Annotated in this window: 13 protein-coding genes and 2 pseudogenes; 13 read left to right on the top strand and 2 right to left on the bottom strand. The window is 51.1% G+C overall.

Annotated elements, in window-relative coordinates; all coding sequences use genetic code 11:
* Window positions 1-87: 87 nt before the first annotated feature.
* Both JK216_RS10345 and JK216_RS10340 read right to left on the bottom strand, forming a co-directional pair.
* Window positions 88-990, bottom strand: coding sequence for a LysR family transcriptional regulator (locus JK216_RS10345; RefSeq protein WP_212712056.1), 903 nt, complete (start codon window positions 988-990; stop codon window positions 88-90).
* A 236-nt stretch (window positions 991-1,226) separates the two neighbouring features.
* Window positions 1,227-1,466, bottom strand: a pseudogene (locus JK216_RS10340) (transposase); the annotation flags it as partial.
* A 368-nt stretch (window positions 1,467-1,834) separates the two neighbouring features.
* Between JK216_RS10340 and tssB the strand changes: the two are divergent.
* The 13 genes and pseudogenes from tssB (at window position 1,835) to JK216_RS10275 (ending at window position 20,160) form a co-directional block, all read left to right on the top strand.
* Complete coding sequence (gene tssB / locus JK216_RS10335) at window positions 1,835-2,332, top strand: type VI secretion system contractile sheath small subunit (RefSeq protein WP_212712054.1); 498 nt, start codon at window positions 1,835-1,837, stop codon at window positions 2,330-2,332.
* A 34-nt stretch (window positions 2,333-2,366) separates the two neighbouring features.
* On the top strand, window positions 2,367-3,914 hold the full coding sequence (gene tssC, locus JK216_RS10330) for a type VI secretion system contractile sheath large subunit (RefSeq protein WP_212712053.1): 1,548 nt from the start codon (window positions 2,367-2,369) through the stop codon (window positions 3,912-3,914).
* An 18-nt stretch (window positions 3,915-3,932) separates the two neighbouring features.
* Complete coding sequence (gene tssK / locus JK216_RS10325) at window positions 3,933-5,270, top strand: type VI secretion system baseplate subunit TssK (RefSeq protein WP_212711051.1); 1,338 nt, start codon at window positions 3,933-3,935, stop codon at window positions 5,268-5,270.
* Window positions 5,267-5,920: a type VI secretion system protein TssL, short form gene (gene tssL / locus JK216_RS10320; RefSeq protein ID WP_212711050.1), complete on the top strand. Its 654-nt coding sequence runs from the start codon at window positions 5,267-5,269 to the stop codon at window positions 5,918-5,920. Before tssK ends, tssL begins: the two co-directional genes overlap by 4 nt.
* 3 nt (window positions 5,921-5,923) lie before the next feature.
* Complete coding sequence (locus tag JK216_RS10315) at window positions 5,924-7,633, top strand: OmpA family protein (protein WP_212712052.1); 1,710 nt, start codon at window positions 5,924-5,926, stop codon at window positions 7,631-7,633.
* 146 nt (window positions 7,634-7,779) lie between these two features.
* Window positions 7,780-8,271: an Hcp family type VI secretion system effector gene (locus tag JK216_RS10310; protein WP_212708902.1), complete on the top strand. Its 492-nt coding sequence runs from the start codon at window positions 7,780-7,782 to the stop codon at window positions 8,269-8,271.
* 301 nt (window positions 8,272-8,572) lie between these two features.
* Window positions 8,573-8,974, top strand: a pseudogene (locus tag JK216_RS10305) (type VI secretion system ATPase TssH); the annotation flags it as partial.
* Window positions 8,975-9,107: 133 nt separating this feature from the next.
* Window positions 9,108-11,654, top strand: a complete 2,547-nt coding sequence (vgrG, locus tag JK216_RS10300) for a type VI secretion system tip protein VgrG (RefSeq protein WP_212712051.1) — start codon at window positions 9,108-9,110, stop codon at window positions 11,652-11,654.
* Window positions 11,651-13,561, top strand: coding sequence for a lipase family protein (locus JK216_RS10295; RefSeq protein WP_249213197.1), 1,911 nt, complete (start codon window positions 11,651-11,653; stop codon window positions 13,559-13,561). Before vgrG ends, JK216_RS10295 begins: the two co-directional genes overlap by 4 nt.
* Complete coding sequence (locus JK216_RS10290) at window positions 13,545-14,318, top strand: hypothetical protein (RefSeq protein WP_212712050.1); 774 nt, start codon at window positions 13,545-13,547, stop codon at window positions 14,316-14,318. Before JK216_RS10295 ends, JK216_RS10290 begins: the two co-directional genes overlap by 17 nt.
* Window positions 14,319-15,332: 1,014 nt before the next feature.
* Entirely contained in the window at window positions 15,333-15,605 is a 273-nt protein-coding gene (locus JK216_RS10285) for a PAAR domain-containing protein (protein WP_212712063.1), read from the top strand.
* Between the two features lie 3 nt (window positions 15,606-15,608).
* Entirely contained in the window at window positions 15,609-16,763 is a 1,155-nt protein-coding gene (locus JK216_RS10280) for a hypothetical protein (protein WP_212712049.1), read from the top strand.
* Window positions 16,750-20,160, top strand: a complete 3,411-nt coding sequence (locus tag JK216_RS10275; protein WP_212712048.1) for an ImcF-related family protein — start codon at window positions 16,750-16,752, stop codon at window positions 20,158-20,160. The genes JK216_RS10280 and JK216_RS10275 overlap by 14 nt, the downstream gene beginning before the upstream one ends.
* Window positions 20,161-20,228 lie beyond the last annotated feature (68 nt).

The following is a 20,228-nucleotide window of genomic DNA, read 5'->3' as shown; positions in this document are numbered from 1 at the left end:
TCGGATAATGTTTACCCTGCCAGGCAGCAGCTGTTTTCCAAACGATGTGCATCTCTTCCCGCCGGCAAAACGAGTCTGACGGGCAACTCAGTGTTCAAGGGAGCGCATAAACAGATCGAGTATAGCATTCGGACGATGGCCTTTACGGGTAGCTACCGCGATAGTCGTACTGAAAGATAAAGTATCCGGAGCAAGGGCTCGCATCATATTCTTCTCCAGCCACAGGTTTGCATAATGCTCTGGCAGATAACCAACAAATTTTCCGGTCAGAATCAGAAATGCAATCCCCTCCCTGTCAGTCGCCGTCGCACTGCCGTTCAGTTGCTGGTGTAATCTGATTGTCTCTGCAGTCATTCTGCATGAAGGTACTACTGCATCCAGCGAGCTGAGCAACTCAGGCCCCGGATCGCCCTGGTAATGAAACAGCGGATGGGTATGGCCGCAGTAAAGACTGGACTTTTCCTCATACAGAGGCCGGTAATTCAGCCCCGACAGGGGAGAAATCAGGGGTAATGCACCTGTATGCAGATGCCCGTCGATCAGCCCCCTTTCTATTTCCGCGGGGGTACACATACTCAGATTAATGCGAATATTGGGCCCGTCAGCGCGGAGTTTTTGCAGTGCGTGGGTAATACGCATCATTGGCTGGGTAACCAGATTATTAATAATACCGATAGTAAATTCGCCGCGGAGTTGTTCATGCATCTGATTAACCTGCTGACGGAAAAACTCAACGGAACTCATCATATTCTCACTGAGCAGCAGGATTTCAACACCTTCGTCGGTCAGAGAAAATCCGGCCCGGCCACGCTGACATAGTCGCATTCCCAGGCGCTGTTCCAGATCACCCATATGCAGGCTGATGGCCGAACGGGTGATACCCAGCAGGCTTTCGGCGGCAGAAAAACTGCCACAGTCAGCGACAGTTTTAAAAATTCTGAGCAGTTTCAGATCAAAATCGGTGACCTGATTAAGGCTTTTCTTCTTCATACAGGTGATTTTTATATCTTAATCGGCAGTGTTAAGCATATAACTCACCTGTCAGTAAAATGCAATTAACGGAGCCAGCTAGCAGGAAAGGTATATCATTCAGCGGGCTAATAGCCCGCGCCCTTTCACCGGGGGAATGAGTACCTGATTTTCTTACGCCGCAGTTCATTGTGACATTACCCGACTGCCGATACAGTTATCATCTGGGCTGCATAGCAGAACGCCCATTCGGGGAGAATGGAATCAATGCCCCCCCGTGCAGCCCGCAGGGTCATCCGGAATACGCGTTTAATCACCAGAGCGTGAGTGATAGCAAGATCAGGGGAGTGGCAGGGCCTTCCGTGGGATAGGGGGGGCTGACTGATACCACGTTTTAATCGCTTTATCATCCAGCCAGCAAGTTATAGAGCCGCAATTGATGAGTGTTTTGTTGCTGATATACCGGTTGTTAATACTCTGAATTACTGCTTAGCCATGGGACTGTCTGCATTGTCAGGGAATCAGCACTCAGATGCTTCAACTCTGCGAATACCCGACTTATTCAACAGAGCCTGTCTCTTGCTCAAGTGTATTGATTTTAATCAACTGAAGATTAATTGTTTAATAACTAACTGCTCATTTTAACTATTTCGATATAAATATTTGCTTACTGCATTTTCCGTAGTTCGGCTTTCTGGTGTATCAGCGTAATCCGTCATTAACATCTGGTGTAAAATTCTTAGTTATTAACTTTCTGTGAATTAAAGATCTGTATATTTGATCTTGGTTAGATCATTATTCTGCCATCGGGTGTAAATTACTTTAGTCTGAAAGTGTGCACAGCGATAAAGCGAGGGGTGATGAAATGGCTGACAGTTTCCAGAACGAAGTGCCGAAGGCACGTATTAATCTCAGGCTTGATCTGCATACGGGGGGCGCGGGTAAGAAAACTGAACTTCCTCTGAAATTACTGGTAGCGGGCGACTTCAGTCATGGCCGGCAATCGGCACCACTGTCTGAGCGCAAAAAAGTGAATCTGAACAAAAATAACTTTGACGCTGTGCTTTCTGAATATTCCCCGCAAATCAGTCTGACGGTTAAAAATACGCTTGCTGATGATGGCAGCGAAGACAGCATCAGCCTGACCTTCCGCAGCATCAACGATTTCACTCCGGAGCAGGTCTCCCGGCAAATACCTCAGCTGAAAGCCATGCTTTCCATGCGCAATTTACTTCGTGATTTAAAAGCTAACCTGCTGGACAACCAGAACTTCCGCAAAGAGCTGGAAAAAATTATGCGTGATCCGGCGTTAAGTGCAGAACTCAGATCCGAACTTGCAGCTCTGGCAACCAAACAGCCATAACGGTCACAATGATCTCACCGATTAATTAAGGAAGATGCTGATGTCTGTAAACAATGAGAATGCCGCGGGTGGCGAAAGTGTGGTGACCGACGCGCCGGCGACCGGCGGGGTTTATGCGTCTCTGTTTGAAAAAATCAATCTGCACCCGGTCCCGGGGCTCAGCGCACTGGATATCTGGCAGGATGCGCAGGTAATGTCAGAAGCAACGGTGGATGAACGATTAACGGCCGGTATGAAGGTCTTTCTGGAGTGTCTGGCAACATCGGGCTCAAAGGTTGAAAAGCTCGACAAAAACCTGATTGACCATCATATCGCTGAGCTGGACGGGCGGATAAGCCGTCAGCTTGATGCGGTGATGCACCATCAAGACTTTCAGGCGGTGGAAAGTCTGTGGCGCGGCGTGAAATCCCTTATCGACAAAACCGATTTCCGTCAGAATGTAAAAGTGGAACTGCTGGATATGTCCAAAGCAGACCTGCGTCAGGACTTTGAGGACAGCCCGGAAATCATCCACAGCGGCCTGTATAAACAGACTTATATTGATGAGTATGATACCCCGGGAGGAGAGCCGATAGCGGCGCTGATTTCCGCTTACCAGTTTGATGCATCCGCTCAGGATATCACGCTGCTGCGCAATATCTCGCAAGTGTCTGCCGCAGCACATATGCCGTTTATCGGCTCCGCAGGCCCGGCATTTTTCCTCAAAGAGTCGATGGAAGATGTCGCGGCGATCAAAGATATCGGTAACTACTTTGACCGTGCTGAATATATTAAGTGGAAATCCTTCCGCGAGACGGACGATGCCCGCTATATCGGACTGGTGATGCCACGCGTACTGGGCCGGCTGCCTTATGGTCCGGATACTGTACCGGTGCGCAGTTTCAACTACGTCGAGGAAGTGAAAGGCCCGGATCACGATAAATACCTGTGGACCCATGCCTCGTTTGCTTTCGCGGCTAACATGGTACGCAGCTTTATCAGCAATGGTTGGTGTGTACAAATTCGTGGTCCGCAGGCTGGTGGTGCTGTCCGGGATCTGCCAATCCATCTTTATGATCCGGGGACCGGCAATCAGGTGAAGATCCCGTCAGAAGTGATGATCCCGGAAACCCGCGAGTTCGAATTTGCCAGTCTGGGGTTTATTCCGCTGTCCTACTATAAAAACAGAGATTACTCCTGCTTCTTTAGCGCCAACTCAGCCCAGAAGCCCGCCAGTTATGATACGGCTGACGCCACGGCCAACAGCCGTATCAATGCCCGGCTGCCCTATATCTTCCTGCTATCGCGTATCGCCCATTACCTGAAGCTTATTCAGCGTGAAAATATCGGTACCACCAAAGATCGCCGTCTGCTGGAGTTAGAACTTAACAGCTGGGTGCGCAGTCTGGTGACGGAAATGACCGACCCGGGTGACGAACTGCAGGCCTCTCATCCGTTACGGGATGCCAGAGTGGTGGTCGAAGATATCGAAGACAACCCCGGCTTCTTCCGCGTGAAGCTGTATGCGGTCCCGCATTTCCAGGTGGAAGGGATGGATGTCAGCCTGTCACTGGTTTCGCGGATGCCGAAAGCAAAATCGTAACACGAGGTGAAATCAGGGATGAAAATTTACCGTCCGCTTTGGGAAGACGGAGCCGCTCTGGCTCCGCAACAGTTCCAGCAGCAGGATCGCTGGAGTGAACACGTTGCCGACATGGTCGCCAGAATGGGGATTTCTCATCCCTGGGGCGTGGTGGCGGCTGAATTTGATGATGCGGCACTTGCGCTCTCACGCCTGAATGCCACCCGTCTGGTGGTGCGCTTTCAGGACGGAACCCTTGTTGATACCGACCTGGCAGACAGGCTTCCTCCGGTCTGTGATGTGTCTGTTGCCGCTGGCAGTGAAGCTGTTGAGGTGGTTGTCGCGCTGCCGTTACTCAGCGCCAGTGGCGGCAACCTGGATAATGGTCAGGACAGTGAGCGCCCGCGTCGCTGGAAAGCTGAGCGTGTGGTGGTACAGGAGCTGGCCGGGCATGAAAGCGGGGAACTCGGGATTCTGCGTCATGCGCTGACTCTGCGCCTGTCCAGCCAGCAAAACGCGGCATATCTGATCTGTCCGGTGGCCCGGCTGGTACCTAATGCGCAAGGACAGTGGAGCCGCGATCCGGCTTTTATTCCGCCGATGCTTTCTGTTGCTGCCAGCCCTTGGCTGACGACTGAACTGGATGGCCTGCTGGTCCGTCTGCAGGCCCGCCGCCGTCGCCTGATGGTCATGCGTCGTGAAAGCAATGCGCGGATGGCCGACTTTGCGGTCGCGGATGTATCTCTGTTCTGGCTGCTCAATGCCCTGAACAGCGCCGGACCGGTGCTGACTGAACTGCTTCAGACGCCGGAACGTCACCCGGAACTGCTGTACCGCGAACTGACCCGTCTGGCCGGCAGCCTGCTGACCTTTTCACTGCAGCACGATATCGGCGATATTCCTGCTTATCAGCACGATGCACCGGAGCGGGTATTCCCGCCGTTGCTGGCCCTGCTCGATAAGCTGCTGGAAGCGAGCCTGCCGTCGCGTGTGGTCAGTATTCAGCTTGCCCATCAGGAACAAATGTGGAAAGGCGTCCTGCATGATGCACGCCTGCGCGAAGGGGCAGACTTCTACCTCTCCGTACGCTCCTCCATGCCGAATCATGAACTTCAGGAGAAATTCCCGCAGTTGTGTAAAGCAGGCAGCTTTGATGATGTGTCTGATGTGGTGAATGTGGCTCTGAGCGGGATGGCTATCAAGCCTTTGGCCCATGTTCCGGCGGCTATCCCGTTACGCCTTGAGAACCAGTACTTCTCGCTGGATCTGACTACGGAGGCGGGGCGTGCGATGCTTGAGATGGGCAGTTGTACTTTCTATACCCCGCGTTCACTGGGGGATGTGAATCTTGAATTATTTGCGGTGCTGCGCTCATGAATAAATCCGAACTCAGCCAGACAGAACGTATTTTCTACCCGGGCTGGCTGATGGCCAGTCAGCTGCGGGGCGGTCAGGAAATCCGGGACGGGGAGGGGCTTTATCGCCGGGCCTGCGGCCTGGTACAGGAAGCGAAAGCTGCACTCACAGAGGCAGGTAACAGCGACATCAGCCGTGACCATATGCTGTATGCCCTGTGTGCACTGCTTGATGAGAGTGTGATGAACCGGGGAACTACCGATGATGGTTATCTGACCTGGCGTCGTGACCCGCTGCAGGCACACTTCTTTGGCACCCTGAATGCCGGTGAGGAACTGTGGGCAAGGATCCGTAACCTGCTGAAAGAAACTGCGCCGGATACAGCGGTACTGACCTGTATGTACCGGACCCTGCAACTGGGATTTGTCGGTCAGTATCGCGCCCGGCATGATGAGCGCCGGGAAACTATTGTTCGCACACTCGCGGAGCGGGTACCGGCTTTCACGCTGGCACAGGACACCCCGATGATTGTCCGGGGATCACGCTTGTACGGTGGCCGCCCTTGGTACTGGCTGACCTGGGGTGTGGCCGCTGTCGCCCTGGTTGCGCTCTGGTTCTTCCTTTCGTCTTCACTTACTGATCTGGTAAGCCAGACCCTCAGGCCGGGGTAAGCGATGCGGGATACGTACCAAAGTTTGTTAACTGCTCTGGGTGCCGTACTGGCACTGTGGCTTCTCCTCGGATTCTGGCCACTGTCCACAGGCAGCCGTGTGGCACTCAGTCTGCTGGTCGTTCTGGTGTCCGGAGGGATGTTCTGGCGTCAGCGCAGGGCTTCTCAGGCACGGGCGACCGCTGTCCCGGAGATTATGGATGAAAACCTGCCACCGGAAGATTTCCAGGGGGCGGTGATCCTCGTCTGTGGTGACAACACCCTGCTGTTTGTGTCTGGTTCACGCCACCGGGAAACCCGGCAGGGATGGTATCTGTGGGTGAAAGATGCGGAACAGCTGCCACTCTTTGCCCTGCACCTGAGCCTGGTGCGCCCCGCTCTGGTATCGCAAATCTCCGTTATGCTGGCGGTGGTACCTGAACAGCACAGGTCCGGTGATGATTTTACCCAGTCTCTGCGGGGCTGGCAGCGGGCTGTCGTCCAGTGCCGGGAGGCATTTGGCATGATCCCTCCGTTGTGGACCGTGGTCTGGGTGTCACCTCCTGCTGTCTGTACCGGTGCGGAGCCGGTCTGGTTTACCACACTAAGCTCGCGGAGTGGTATTCAGGCGTATCCGCCCGGCCCGGGCAATCTGTCGCTGACGGAGTGGACCCGCGAAACAGTCCCGGAGGAGCGGCTTTCGCGTCTGAGCCAGGGGCTGTGGCTGGAGAGTCTGCTTGACTGGCAGAACAGTGTGGTGAATGACCTGTTGTCGGTACGACGGGGTGAGTTACCTGTGATCAAGCTCTGCGTGCAGGGCATATGCATGGTACCGGTGAGCGGTATCGCGGGTAATCTCTGGCAACAACACATCACTTCCGTAACGGCGCTGCCACCGGAGGTTGTTGTGACCAGCGAGCCATTACCGCTGCCTGAACTGCAACTGCCGGCGTTACCGCGCCGACGTGGTATCAGCCACAGAATGCTGTTCTGGCGCTATGCCGGATTACTGGGCGGGATTTTCCTCGCACTGGCCATGCTGGCATCCTGGGTGAATAACCAGCGCCTGATTCGTAATATTGGCGATCACCTTGCGTTATATCAGCAACTGACGGGCAAGCCTGTTGCACCGAAACTGCGTGCGCAGCAGCGCCTCAGGAGTGATAGCGCATTACTGGACGACTGGCAGCGTCGCGGAGAGCCACTGCGTTATCGTCTGGGGCTGTATCAGGGGCTGCACCTGGTGCCAGCCATTGAGGCCGCCATCAGCGACTGGGCACCGCCGCCGCCGCCTCCCCCGGTTATTAAGACAATCATTCAGGGGCCGAAAAATCTGCGCCTCGACAGCATGTCGCTGTTCGATTCCGGCAGCTTCGATCTCAGGCCCGGCTCCACCAAACTGCTGGTTAACTCGCTGGTCGGCATCAGGGGCAAACCCGGCTGGCTGATTGTGGTGGCGGGCCATACGGATAACACCGGTAAGCCGGCACTGAACCAGACGCTGTCCCTGAAGCGTGCTGAAGCGGTGCGTGACTGGATGCGTGACACCGGGGATGTACCTGAAAGCTGTTTTGCGGTGCAGGGCTATGGTGCAAGCCGTCCGATCGCAACCAATGACACCCCGCAGGGCCGGGCGCTTAACCGCCGTGTCGAAATCAGTCTGGTACCGCAGGCGAATGCCTGCCAGCGACCGGGCCCACCCCCGGCGCCATCGCAGAATAATGGCGCTTTATAAAAAGAATACACAAAGTCATTCGGGCCGGATCGCGGCGGCAACGGAATGAGTCCCCGGCAGCAGAGACAGCTCTGTGAACGGGGCGAATGACGGTCGCCGGCAAAGAGGCAGCCTGAAGGATGATGTGTATAAATGGAGAAATTATCATGGCAATCCCTGTTTACCTCTGGCTGAAAGACGATGGCGGCGCGGACATCAAAGGGTCTGTGGACGTTCAGGATCGTGACGGCAGTATTGAAGTGGTGGCGCAGCAGCATAACCTGTATATCCCGACCGACAACAACACCGGCAAGCTGACCGGTACCCGTATCCATACCCCGTTCCAGTTCACCAAGCAAACCGACTCGTCCAGCCCGTACTTCTACAAGGCGGTAACGACCGGTCAGACCCTGAAGTCCGCGGAATTCAAGTGGTACAAAATCAACGACGCCGGCCAGGAAGTGGAGTACTTCAACACCCTGCTGGAAAACGTGAAAGTAGTGAAAGTGCATCCGGTGATGCATGACGTCAAGGATCCTGCTTACGAGAAACATAACCATCTTGAGCAGATCGAGCTGCGTTACGAAAAAATCACCTGGACCTACAAAGACGGCAACATCATTCATTCCGATGCCTGGAATGAGCGCGCCACCGCCTGATTACGCGTCATCTTTCGTGCCGCAGGCGCGTTGGCAGAGTTCGTTCACCCCGGCCACCGGGTGATCTGTGCTCCCGGGGACTGACAAACCTGCCGTCTGCCTGCGACACGAACTCTTTCGCGTAATCCTCGTTTTTAAGCGGAGGGGAATAATCATTCCGCTGTTTTTGCTGAACGCCGGCCTGTGCGGGCGTTCAGCAAAAAACTTACAAACTGCCAGCACGACCGTATGCGCTCTGGTCCCCGGCACGGGAAAAGCGATGGGCGGTAGCGTGTCCGGGAACCGACAAAGAGAGACACTTATGGAAAAGTCAGCCATTCTGCTGCGACGTCTGAACCCTTACTGTGCCCGCGCGATGGAAGGGGCTGCTGCGCTCTGCCAGACTCGCGCCCATGCGGAAATTTTTCCAGAGCACTGGCTGCTGGAACAGGGCGAAGGGGACCTCTCTGTGCTGGCCCGCCGCTACGAGTGGGACATGGACAGCATCTGGCAGGATTTACTCGGCTGGCTGGACAAGCAGCCGCGATCGGTACGCCACCGGCCACAGCTCTCGGACAACATCCGGATGCTGATGCAGGACGCCTGGCTGCTGGCTTCACTCGCCGGAGAGCAGAGTATTCGCAGTATTCACCTGCTGATGGTCCTGGTGGAAAAACAGAACCTGATACGTTGTGATGGCCTGTGGCCACTGCTGACGCCCGGTCACAGCCAGTTCCCCCGGTGCGGTAGCCGGAATTATTTTTTTCCGTACTCACAGAGTACCCCCCGATTCAACCTGCCATTTGCTGACCGGCAATAGCGTTATGGACCGCAGGTTATCCCATGGAGCCAATATCATGAGTCTGACCGATACGTTTAACAACACCCTGTCTGCGCTGACTGAAGGCGGGCTGAACCGCTATCGTCTGGATATTCCGTCCTGTACAGCCTCACTGGATGTGGAAGAATTCAGTGGCCGGGAGTTTATGAGTGAGCTTTACCACTACACAATTCTCTTTACCAGCAGTGACCAGCATATCAGTTCATCACAGTTGCTGGCTAAGCCAGCCACGCTGACCATGGGGTCCGGGCCACTGGCGGGGCTGACCGTGCAGAAAGTGGTGCACGGCGTGGTGACACACTTTAAGCGCATCAGTGGCTCACGTGACCAGACGAGATACCAGATTATTATTGAGCCGTTCTTATCTTTGCTGGGCCATCAGTTTCGCACCCACCGCTTTTTCGTCAATAAATCGGTACCGGAAGTGGTTACCGAAGTATTGCAGGAACATGGGCTGAAAGACTGGGAGTATGAGTTTACCCTCAGGACTCAGTATCCGCAGCGTGAGCAGATTAACCAGTATCAGGAAAATGACCTCGCGTTTATTGAGCGTTTGCTGGCGGAGGCGGGGATATTCTACTTCTTCACCCTGCAGCCGGACACCCAAACCGAAGTGGTGCATTTCGCGGACAAACAGAGTGCCTGGACGTTTGGTAAATCGCTGCCACTCAGCAGCCCGTCAGGGATGAATGATAATGCGGCCGGCGCGGTGTGGGGCATAAATGTCAGCCACAATGTGGCGGAGCGTTCGGTCACCGCCAGTGACTACAACCACCGTGAAGCTCAGAATGTCCTGGTGTCCGTACCGGCGGATATGACCCGTGGCGACGGCGAAGGAAACACTTACGGCGATGTGTACCATTATCGCCCGCGTCATCTTGAACGGGGGGACAAAATTACTCCGGCAGCGGAAACCGGTAACTTCTGGGCGCGGCTGGAGCATGAACGTTTTCTGTCCGGGCAGACCACCGTGACCGGCAGCAGTACCGACCATAACCTGGGTCCGGCTCAGGTACTGACCATCACCGGGACAGCTGTCCCGCCGACGCTGCCACGTGAAACCGAAAACGGCCTTGTTATCATCAGTGCCGGTTACTCCGCCAGCCGTAAAAATGCGCTGCAGGTTACCTGGTCGGCGGTGCCGTACTCCGAGAACCGCTGCTGGCGACCAGCGGCTAAAAAGCGTCCGGTAGTCAGCGGCACCCTGATGGCGCGCGTGACCAGCGCCAGGGATAACGATATTTACGCCTGGCAGGATGCATCCGGCATGTATCGGGTTAAGTTCGATGCTGACCGGGACGATAAACAGCGGGGTATGGAAAGTATGCCGGTGCGCTTTGCCAGGCCATACGGCGGCGATAAGTACGGCTTCCACTTCCCGCTGATCCAGGGCACTGAAGTCGCCATTGCCTTCCACGAAGGTGACCCGGATCGCCCGTATATCGCCCATGCCCTGCACGACTCCCGCCACGTCGACCACGTGACAGAAGCCAACAGCACGCGCAACGTGATCCGCACCGCCGGGCTGAACAAGCTGCGGATGGAGGATAAGCGCGGCGAGGAGCACGTTAAACTCAGCACGGAGTACGGTGGCAAAACGCAGCTTAATCTGGGGCACAATGTTGATGAAAAAAGAGTGCTTCGCGGTGAAGGTGCAGAACTGCGCACTGATGACTGGGTGGCCGTCAGGGGTGGAAAAGGGATTTTATTAAGCGCTGACTCTCAGCCAAATGCTGATGGTATAATGCTCGATATGCATGAAGCTATACAGCAGCTGGAACAGGCTCTTTCTCTCGCAAAAAGTCTCAGCAAAGCAGCTGAGACAGCAAAAGCAATTTCGGCGGATTCAGATAGTCAATCGAGTCTGAAAAGTGCGCTATCCGGGCTGCAAAAACCAGGGATATTAGCTCATTCCCCAAAGGGAATTGGGCTGGTTAGTTCTGAAGCTGTACGGATTGCCTCAGGAAGCCAGAGTGTAGGAATAGTATCTGGCCGCAATACCGACATTAGCGCAGCTCAGTCAGTAACTGTTGCTGCATCGAATACTGTCAGTTTATTTGCGCAAAGTGCAGGGGTGCAACTTTTTGCAGGGCAGGGCAAAGTGGATGTACAGGCTCAGGGAGACGCTCTGAATGTCCAGGCGCTGAAGGACGTCACAGTTACCAGCAATAGTGGTAGCGTAACGGTAAACTCCAGCAAGGAGTTAACTCTTGTTTGTAATGGCGCTTATATCAAAATTAGTCGCGGAAATATTGAACTTGGGTGCCCTGGTAATATCCTGCTGAAAGCAGCAAATGTACAAAAAATGGGCGCGGAAAACTTAAATCTGTCTCCTCAGGAGCTGCCTAAAGGATTTAAAGGTGGATTTACAATAACTAATCAAGAGACGGATGAGGTGATGCCGTACACTCTTTATAAGGTAACCACCGCGGAAGGTGACGTTTATTCAGGGACAACAGATAAATTTGGCAATACCATGCCAATTTACACAGCGTCGCCATCATCAATAAAAATTGAATTTCCTCTAAGCAGTACTGACAGCGAACAAGGAGTGTCATCATGAGCGAATCAAGAACATCAGCGGTGGGAATATTCGGAAAAGCCCAGGCTCCAGCGCAAAAGAAATGCTGGATTGAGATTCAATTGGTTGATGAGAATTATAACGTCGTAGCTAATATGCCATGGAGAGGAGAGAATGAGGCTATCCGTGATAAAGTTATTAAGCCTTATAGAGGAGTTACTGATTCAGATGGTATTTTGAGAATCGATAATTTACTTCATCCTGATTTCACCCTTTTTGTTGAAGCTCAACCACTTGTTGACGAAATGGAGCAAAGATCTTTAAGTATAGATAGAACATACTCCTATTCGATGAAAATGTCGCCGGTGACAGTTGATAAGAAGACCAATAATATTTGTTATTATGTTGTTGTCGGTCAATTGTGCGATAAAGCTCCAAATATCCCTGGCTGGAATAGTAAAGAATTACCAGCCTTTCATTTTCCTGATTCTGATTTTTCCGGATTAACCATTTCGAACATGTACTTTAATTCGAGGGTTATAGTGAAGGTATGTCCATTTAGAGCATGGAATATTCTTCTTCATCATACTAAAGATTACTCTATCGTTAATGGATTTAATCTAGGCTTGTTGGCTGACTTTGCTTATGCTAACGGAGAAAAAGTATATACATTCTTTAATGATGAATGCCTGGATCTCTCACGGGTACCAACTTTGTTATATCAATCTATTTCGATTGATGTCCCATTTAAAGAACGATATAGAAAGACAGTATTTATTGATACTACAGCAGGTGAAGATGGAGAGGGAGGAACTCAACTATTTTATGTATCATCTCCTAAACAAATGCTAGTATGTTGGAGAGGGACAGAGCCTAAAAAGCTCGCAGATATCGCAGCGGATGGAACATTTAGACCAATACCTTGTCCGGATATAATTTCTGGTGGACAGAGTCATAAGGGATTTCTTGATGCATTCAATTTAGCTAAGAAGAAATTTTCAGAAGATTTTGAGTGGGTTGAACAAAATGCAACCAGTCGGGAATTGTTTATCTGTGGTCATAGCTTGGGAGGCTCATTAGCATTGATCCATTCGGCAATTCTCAAGGATTCAAAACCTTGTTTGTACACTTATGGAATGCCAAGGGTTTTTACAGCCTCCACGATAAAGATGCTGGATTCTATTACTCATTATAGACATGTTAATGATTCAGATTCAGTTACTAGTATCCCTCCGGAATTAGAGCTAGATAATAAGCTATATGACTTGTGGGGGCCGTATGGTATTGTTTACGGATTTATTGGTTCTGTTTGGGGAATGGGGATTCAGACTGCAGGACTTAAGTTTGGTGATCCATATTGGCATCATGGTAATATAGTTTGTTTTTTTAAAGCTGAGCAATCCTTAGTTAAATATACCTACAGAGTAACACCTTTAATAGGAATGGATGTGAAAAATCCATATATGAAAATAAGAGAGATTTTGTTTAAAAAGTGTAAGTTTTATCTTGTTTCAAATCTTAATAGCCAAGTATTTTGCAAGTCTGGCAATGAACAAACGGCTTTCTTAAAATGTCTTGATGAAAATAGTGTGGGGCGTTATTTTCCTAAAAATACAAACCCAGATCTAGATTCTATTACAAATCCTATAAATCATTTGATGTCGAGCCAATATTTGCCATATATAAACAACCAACTTATTGAACTTGTTGATCCTCAGAGAGACTTAAATAGGAAAATGATAAGAGAAGAGTTTTCAAAGCAGGTCGAAGATTCGGCCAAGTTATCTAATAGCGTATCAATCGATGAAATTACGAGAAATAGATTATTCTTGATGTTACAGAGCATGCTTTCCAAAACCCTGGATATTTCCACTGCTAATACTATTTGGAATAATAGTCTTGTTCGCTTTAAAAAAATCGCTAAGGAAGAGTATGAAAGCAACAGCTAAAACTATTTTTGTTATACTTCTAACCTTACAATTTACTGGGTGTGATGGAAGTGACAAACTAACAACTGACTCTAAGCTTGGAAATGTTAAATTGGTGGTGAAACTTCCTGATGAAATAGATTTATTACCTGCTGGGATCATGTATCGTTCAGATCTGTGCCCAAATATAACCTTAAGTAGCAGAGGGGAGAAATTGACAGCGCCGGGTTTTCATTATGTGAAGTCCGAATTTTTGAAATCAGCTGATGATACTTATTTACTTCCAATTAATATTGATGGTGGAGGTAAGTGCAAATGGAAGTTAAGTAATGCTACGATTGATGTAAAATATAAGCTTAGTTCATTTGGTAATGGAGTTGAGCGATCGATAGGATCTGGTGTTATAATTGTTTTTGATGATAATTTGCCACAGCGATATGATGGTAAAATCAATGCGCTTCCATCAGACTTTTTAATAAAAAAAGATTATTACCCATGGGTAAATGAAAAGTTTTTGAATGGTCATTTGAAACAGATTTGGTTGTATGGTGACAATTTGTATTCAACATATAAATATTCTAACCCCAAAGATAAAAGCATTATTTTTGAGCCGATATCACATACAGATCTAATCATATACTCTACTGGGCCAAAGGTAAAAATAGAGGGTGGTGACAATTATACTGTGTTTAAGTATCCTGATGGTACTATTGATTACAAAGGAAAGGATTTTCCTGATTTTGATAAACTCCAGTCCCTTTCAAGGAAAGAAAATTAACCGTGCTTATGTATTAACTAGTGGAGTAATAAAAAATGCCTTGTCTTTTAAAGTTAGCAGTACTTAGTGTTTGTATTGATTAATTTTAAAACAGCAAAGGAGTAATGTGAATATATTACTTGCAATCTCAGTACTAATTTTTCTTTTCTTCTATCAGGTTATGACAAAGATGAGTCTTTAAATTCCTTTCCGGATGGTAAAATGGTATCTGTAATCGTTGAAATACCATTGGATAGTGAGATATTTCTGCTGGAAGTTATGTGCCGTTCAAATTCTGCTTAAAGAGTCGTAAAAATCTGAATGAGGACGAAGTAAAATAACCAGTATGTCATTTTGTCAAGAAATAATTCAGCCATACAGCAGATGATAGTGTGTTTAACTTTACGATTGCACGTAATGGTGGCGGGAAATGAAAATGGATGTTAAGCAACATAACATTGGGGTTTAACATAAAAAGAAGTATCTCTGGCTAAAAGTGAAAATGCAGAAAGAATATCAATAAAAGAAATTTTTGTATTTAATGATAATTCACCTCAGAGGATAAGTGGATCATCCGAAGCTATCAATGGGAATGTCAATCTGGAAGGGGATTCTTTCCATTTATTTACAAAGCGTAGGGGTGGACATGGCCCATTATAATATTCCATTGTTAGATACTCACCTGATGTGATTTATAAATCGATATCGGAAAAGTAAGTTATATTTTTCCGAGACTTCATTTCACCAGGAATTTACGTGCTACAGAGCCTCAGGTGCAGAAGATTGGGGAGTATAGTTCAGTATTATATTCAGATGGCACAACAGAGAGTAGCCGATACTTCCATAAGTAAAAAAACTTCAATCCATATTGAAAGATAATAATTAGTAATAAGGTTTGAGGTGTAATTAATTAATATTTCATTTTTCACCCTTAATCGATTGATGAGATAGAGAGGTGCTTAAATTTCAATTAACTTAACTTAACTTAACTTAACTTATATTTATTGATGAGGGTTAACATTGTTGGTCTATAAAATGTCAAATGGTTTTGTATTGCTCGGTGATAAAACAACGCTCGGTGGCGAAGTGATCTCATCTTCATCAACTATTATCGTTAATAATAAACAAGTGGCCTTGGTTGGAGATAAAGTAAGTTGTTCTAAAGAAGGCCACGGAATAAACGCTATTATAGAGGGTTCGCCTGAATGGTCCTCCGATGGTAAACCAGTTGTCGTGGATGGTTGTCATTGTGAATGCGGTTGTCAGGTCATCTCCATCTCCAGTGCGCCGGATTGCGCTATAGGATAATTAATGTGTTGGGAGCGTAAAAAATCGCAAGTTACAGCTATGCCGGAAGAACCTTTTCTTCTTATCTGGCTTATTGGTGGTCTCGCAGCCCTGATCGCAGGAGGGTTGATCTTCGTTCTCCATGCTAATCAATTGCTGGGAGCAGGGCAGAATTACAATATTTGGGTTGTGTCCGGCTCTCCACCAGTTATCTGGATTTTCTGCATTTGCCTGAGAGCCTGGCTCTATAAAAATGGTGTTGATAAGCACGAATTTGAATTGAAAGAAGCTGATTACTCTCAACAGCAATGGACCGAATGGGCCGGGCATTATTTGGCCGTAATGAGCAGCGAAGTTATCCTGCCTCAGTCACTGACAGTACCAATGTTTATACCTGAAAGTAAAGGGTTAGAAGAATACAACGGGTTGATCACGCGGCTTGATATTAGCCCAGTCAAGGCAGCATCATTAATACAGCTTGAGGGGGTTAAAGATGCGCTGATGCGATTTCCGACAGATATAGCGTTGAAGGTATTTCTGCTAACTGATTCTCCCGAAGAAGACGCTGAGTTAAGAACGGTCTTTTATGATTGCTGGCGTAAGTTGGTGCCAGCAGAGCGCCCAGTCCCCGCATTGTCAGTGCAACGCTCTCTTTCTTTTGATTTCGTAGAACAAAGGATTAAAACACCAGATATTTCAGTTGAGCTTATCATGGTGCAACAGCTGTGTGGTCGTGATCGGTATAGCGATGCGCTTGCTACGCTGTTGCTGACAACTGATGATGTTGCGACCAAATATGAACTAGACCACGACGTACGTTTGCTCCGCCCTATGTCTCTGGAAGGCGATGACCTGTTAAGTGAATTGGATCTCTATTTTTCTACCCAGACCCAGTCTATCAACACACAGAATATCATTGGTGACCACGTTCGTTGGGGGCAGTCGTTTTCCTTGATGCTTAAAGCCAGTGAGTTATATCAGGGGCACTGGGAAACTGAACAGCTGCACTGGCTTGAGACATATGCCGGGCGCTGCGGGCCATTTTCCCCCTGGATAATGACTGCCATAGTCAGTGATGCGGTACAGCTACTGAAGACCGACTGTCTGATGTTATCGGAAGGCGAAGGACAGAAATTTATTAATACCGTGACAACAGGGAATAAGAATGAAAACAGTTGAGGATACTGTATGGCGTGGTAACTGGGGGCGTTTCGGGCTGACAATAATTATTACTGCTGTAGTCGCCTGGCTAATCTGGAACTACGGTGACAAGGTTAGTTTGGATACTTCAGGCTTAAAATGGCTTGGGTTCGCAGGCGCTATGATTTTAGTTTTATTTATTCGCCATAGTGGGATCGTGCGTCATGCAATCCAGGAACGCTGGCATCGCTTTCAGGCTAAGCGAAAGAATGTTCTGCCTGCCGATGAAGGCCGCGTCAAGCAGACTCCGCCCCGTAACCTCACCGTTGATACCATCCGTGCAGCCATGCGTAACCTCTATGGCTGGCGCTGGAGGGGTAAAACCCGTATCCTGCTGATCACCGGTACTGCCTCTGAGGTGGAGCAACTGACCCCGGGTCTTACCAGCCAGCTCTGGCAGGAAGATCGCGGCACCTTGCTGCTGTGGGGTGGTGACCTCAATACGTCAGCGGACAGTGCCTGGCTGAGCGCGCTGCGCAAACTGCGCCGTCGTCCGGTGGATGGCCTGGTGTGGGTCACTTCAGCTTTTGACCAGCTCTCAGCGCCGGGGATGGAGCAGCCGCGACCGGTCCCGTCTGAAGGGGCGATGGATTCCCTGTCCCACGCTATCAGCGCCCGTATGGATACGCTGGGCTGGAAACTCCCGTTGTATATCTGGTCCCTGCATCCACGCGGCGGTAAGCCGGAGGGGCGGGTTGTGCAGGCGGCAGGCTGCCTGCTGCCTGCCGGATGCCGTATTGAGGGATTAGCCGGACAGCTCGCGGCGCTGACACCGCAACTAACCTGCCGGGGGTTACAGCAAATCTGTGATGAGGCGCAACACAATTTCCTGCTGATGCTGGCTGACCAGCTTATCCGTAAACCGGAGAGCCTGAGCGGGCCATTGTCGGTGATGCTCAATCCGTACCGCCCGCTGCCGCTGGCCGGGGTAGTGTTCAGTCAGCCCTCTGCCGGTGCTGAACGTGTCGTGCCGCACCACTGGGGCATGGACAAGCGCTGGGATGTTCTGCCGGACTCTGTGCGGATGCTCCCTGCCGGGCTGCGCCCTGTTAAACCGGGTACTGCATGGCGCAAGGTCGTGGCGCCTGCTGTCGCCCTGGCAATGGCGGGCTGGGCTGTGTGGATGGGTATCGCGTATATCACCAACCGCAGCCAGATTGACGGAGCCAATGCCCGGGCCGCAGTTGCTGCCCGACAGAATCAGCCACTGGAACAGCGCCTGTATGCTCTGTCTGAACTGCAGAAAACCGTGGCCCGCCTGCAGTACCGCTCTGAGCATGGTGTCCCATGGTATGAGCAGGCCGGGCTGAGCCGGAATAATGAGCTGCTGGCCGCACTCTGGCCCCGCTACCAGAATAGTGCGTTGCCACTGTTACGGGATGCAGCCGCAGACCACCTGCAGAGGCAGCTGAGCGCCTTTAATCGGTTGCCGCCGGGCAGCCCATTGCGTGAGCAGAGAGCAAAAACCGCCTGGCAGCAGCTCAGGCTCTATCTGATGCTGGCCCGTCCGGAGCATATGGATGCAGCCTGGTTCAGCACCACACTGACAGCAGACTGGCCGAAACGCGGCGGGATTAAAGACGCTGAGTGGCAGGGCATGGCCCCGTCATTGTTTGCTTTTTATGCCGCCAGCCTGATTACCCATCCGCAATGGCGGGTGCCTGCAGATGAAAATATGGTCAGCGAGGCGCGTTCGCTGCTGGTCCGCCTGATGGGGGTACGCAACAGCGAATCGACCCTCTACCAGAAGATGCTCTCACAGGTCGCGCACCTGTATGCCGATATGCGTCTCGGGGACATGACCGGTGATACCGATGTCGCGCGGCTGTTCAGTTCCAGCGAAGCTGTGGCGGGGATGTTTACCCGCCAGGCCTGGGAGCAGGCGGTGCAGCCGGCTATCGACCAGCTGGTGAAGGCGCGCCGCGATGAGCTCGATTGGGTACTGACTGACCGTAAACGTCAGGTGAGTAAACAGGATGAAATCTCGCCGGAAGCGCTGAAGAAGCGTCTGACGGAACGTTACTTTGCCGACTTTGGCGGTGCCTGGCTGGAATTCCTCAACAGCCTGCGCTGGACCCCGGCTGGCACGCTGTCAGATGCCATTGACCAGCTGACCCTGATGGCTGACGTGCGTCAGTCGCCACTGGTGGCATTGATGAATACCCTGAATGAGCAGGGGCGCACCGGCCAGATCGGCGAAGCGATATCAGATACACTGGTGAAATCAGCAAAAAATCTGCTGGGTGGTGATAACAAAGATATCATTGACCAGAGTGCCGGTATCCATGGTCCGCTGGATACGACCTTCGGGCCGCTGCTGGGGCTGATGGACAAAAGCCGCATCGGCGCACAGACGCAAAGTCTGCAGTCATACCTGACCCGCGTAACACAGGTGCGCCTGCGCCTGCAACAGGTGACTAATGCCGCCGATCCACAGGCGATGACCCGGGCGTTGGCCCGGACCGTGTTCGAGGGTAAGACGGTAGACCTGACCGAAACCCGCGACTACGGCAGCCTGATTGCTGCCGGTCTGGGACAGGAGTGGAGTGGCTTTGGCCGGACGGTATTTGTCAGCCCAATGGAACAGGCCTGGCAGCAGGTGCTGACCCCGGCGGCTGACAGTCTCAATGCCCAGTGGCAGCAGGCAGTGGTGGCGGAATGGAACTCCGCATTTGGCGGGCGTTATCCGTTTCACAACTCTGGCAGCGATGTCTCTCTGCCTCTGCTGGCCAAATACCTCAATGCGGATTCCGGGCGTATTGCACAGTTCCTGCAAACCCGTCTTAAAGGCATTTTGCATCGTCAGGGCAGCCGGTGGGTGCCAGACAGTATCAATTCACAGGGACTGATCTTTAACCGGGCGTTTCTCAATGCCATCAACACCCTGAGTCATGTCTCGGACATCGCTTTCACCGAAGGCAATGCCGGTATGAACTTCGAGCTGCGGCCGGGGACTGCCGCTGGCGTGATGCAGACCGATATGATTATTGACAGCCGGAAGCTGACCTATGTAAACCAGCTTCCGACATGGAAGCGTTTCACCTGGCCTGCGGATACCGAATCACCGGGCGCCAGCTTAAGCTGGATAAGCACGCAGGCGGGCACCCGTCAGTATGCGGACATGCCCGGCAGCTGGGGATGGATCCGTCTGCTGGATAAGGCCGCGATCAGTGCTTACCCGGGTATCGGCAGCAGTTATGCTCTTGGCTGGAAAACACCGGACGGTCGCACGCTCAATTACACCCTGCGCACCGAAGCGGGTGAGGGACCACTGGTGCTGCTGAAACTGCGTAACTTCCGGCTGCCGGAAACCATCTTCAATACCACCGGTATCGCAGGCATCAGTACAGCCAGTGACGCAGAGGTGGTCTACTGATAAGCGCCTGCCGGACTGATGACTATCGATCCTGCCCGTGCCACGCCGTTAAATTCACAGGAAAATAA

The organism is Tatumella sp. JGM94 (assembly GCF_018257595.1).
GTDB classification, from domain to species: domain Bacteria; phylum Pseudomonadota; class Gammaproteobacteria; order Enterobacterales; family Enterobacteriaceae; genus Tatumella; species Tatumella punctata.
This window is presented reverse-complemented; position numbering and strand designations above follow the sequence as displayed.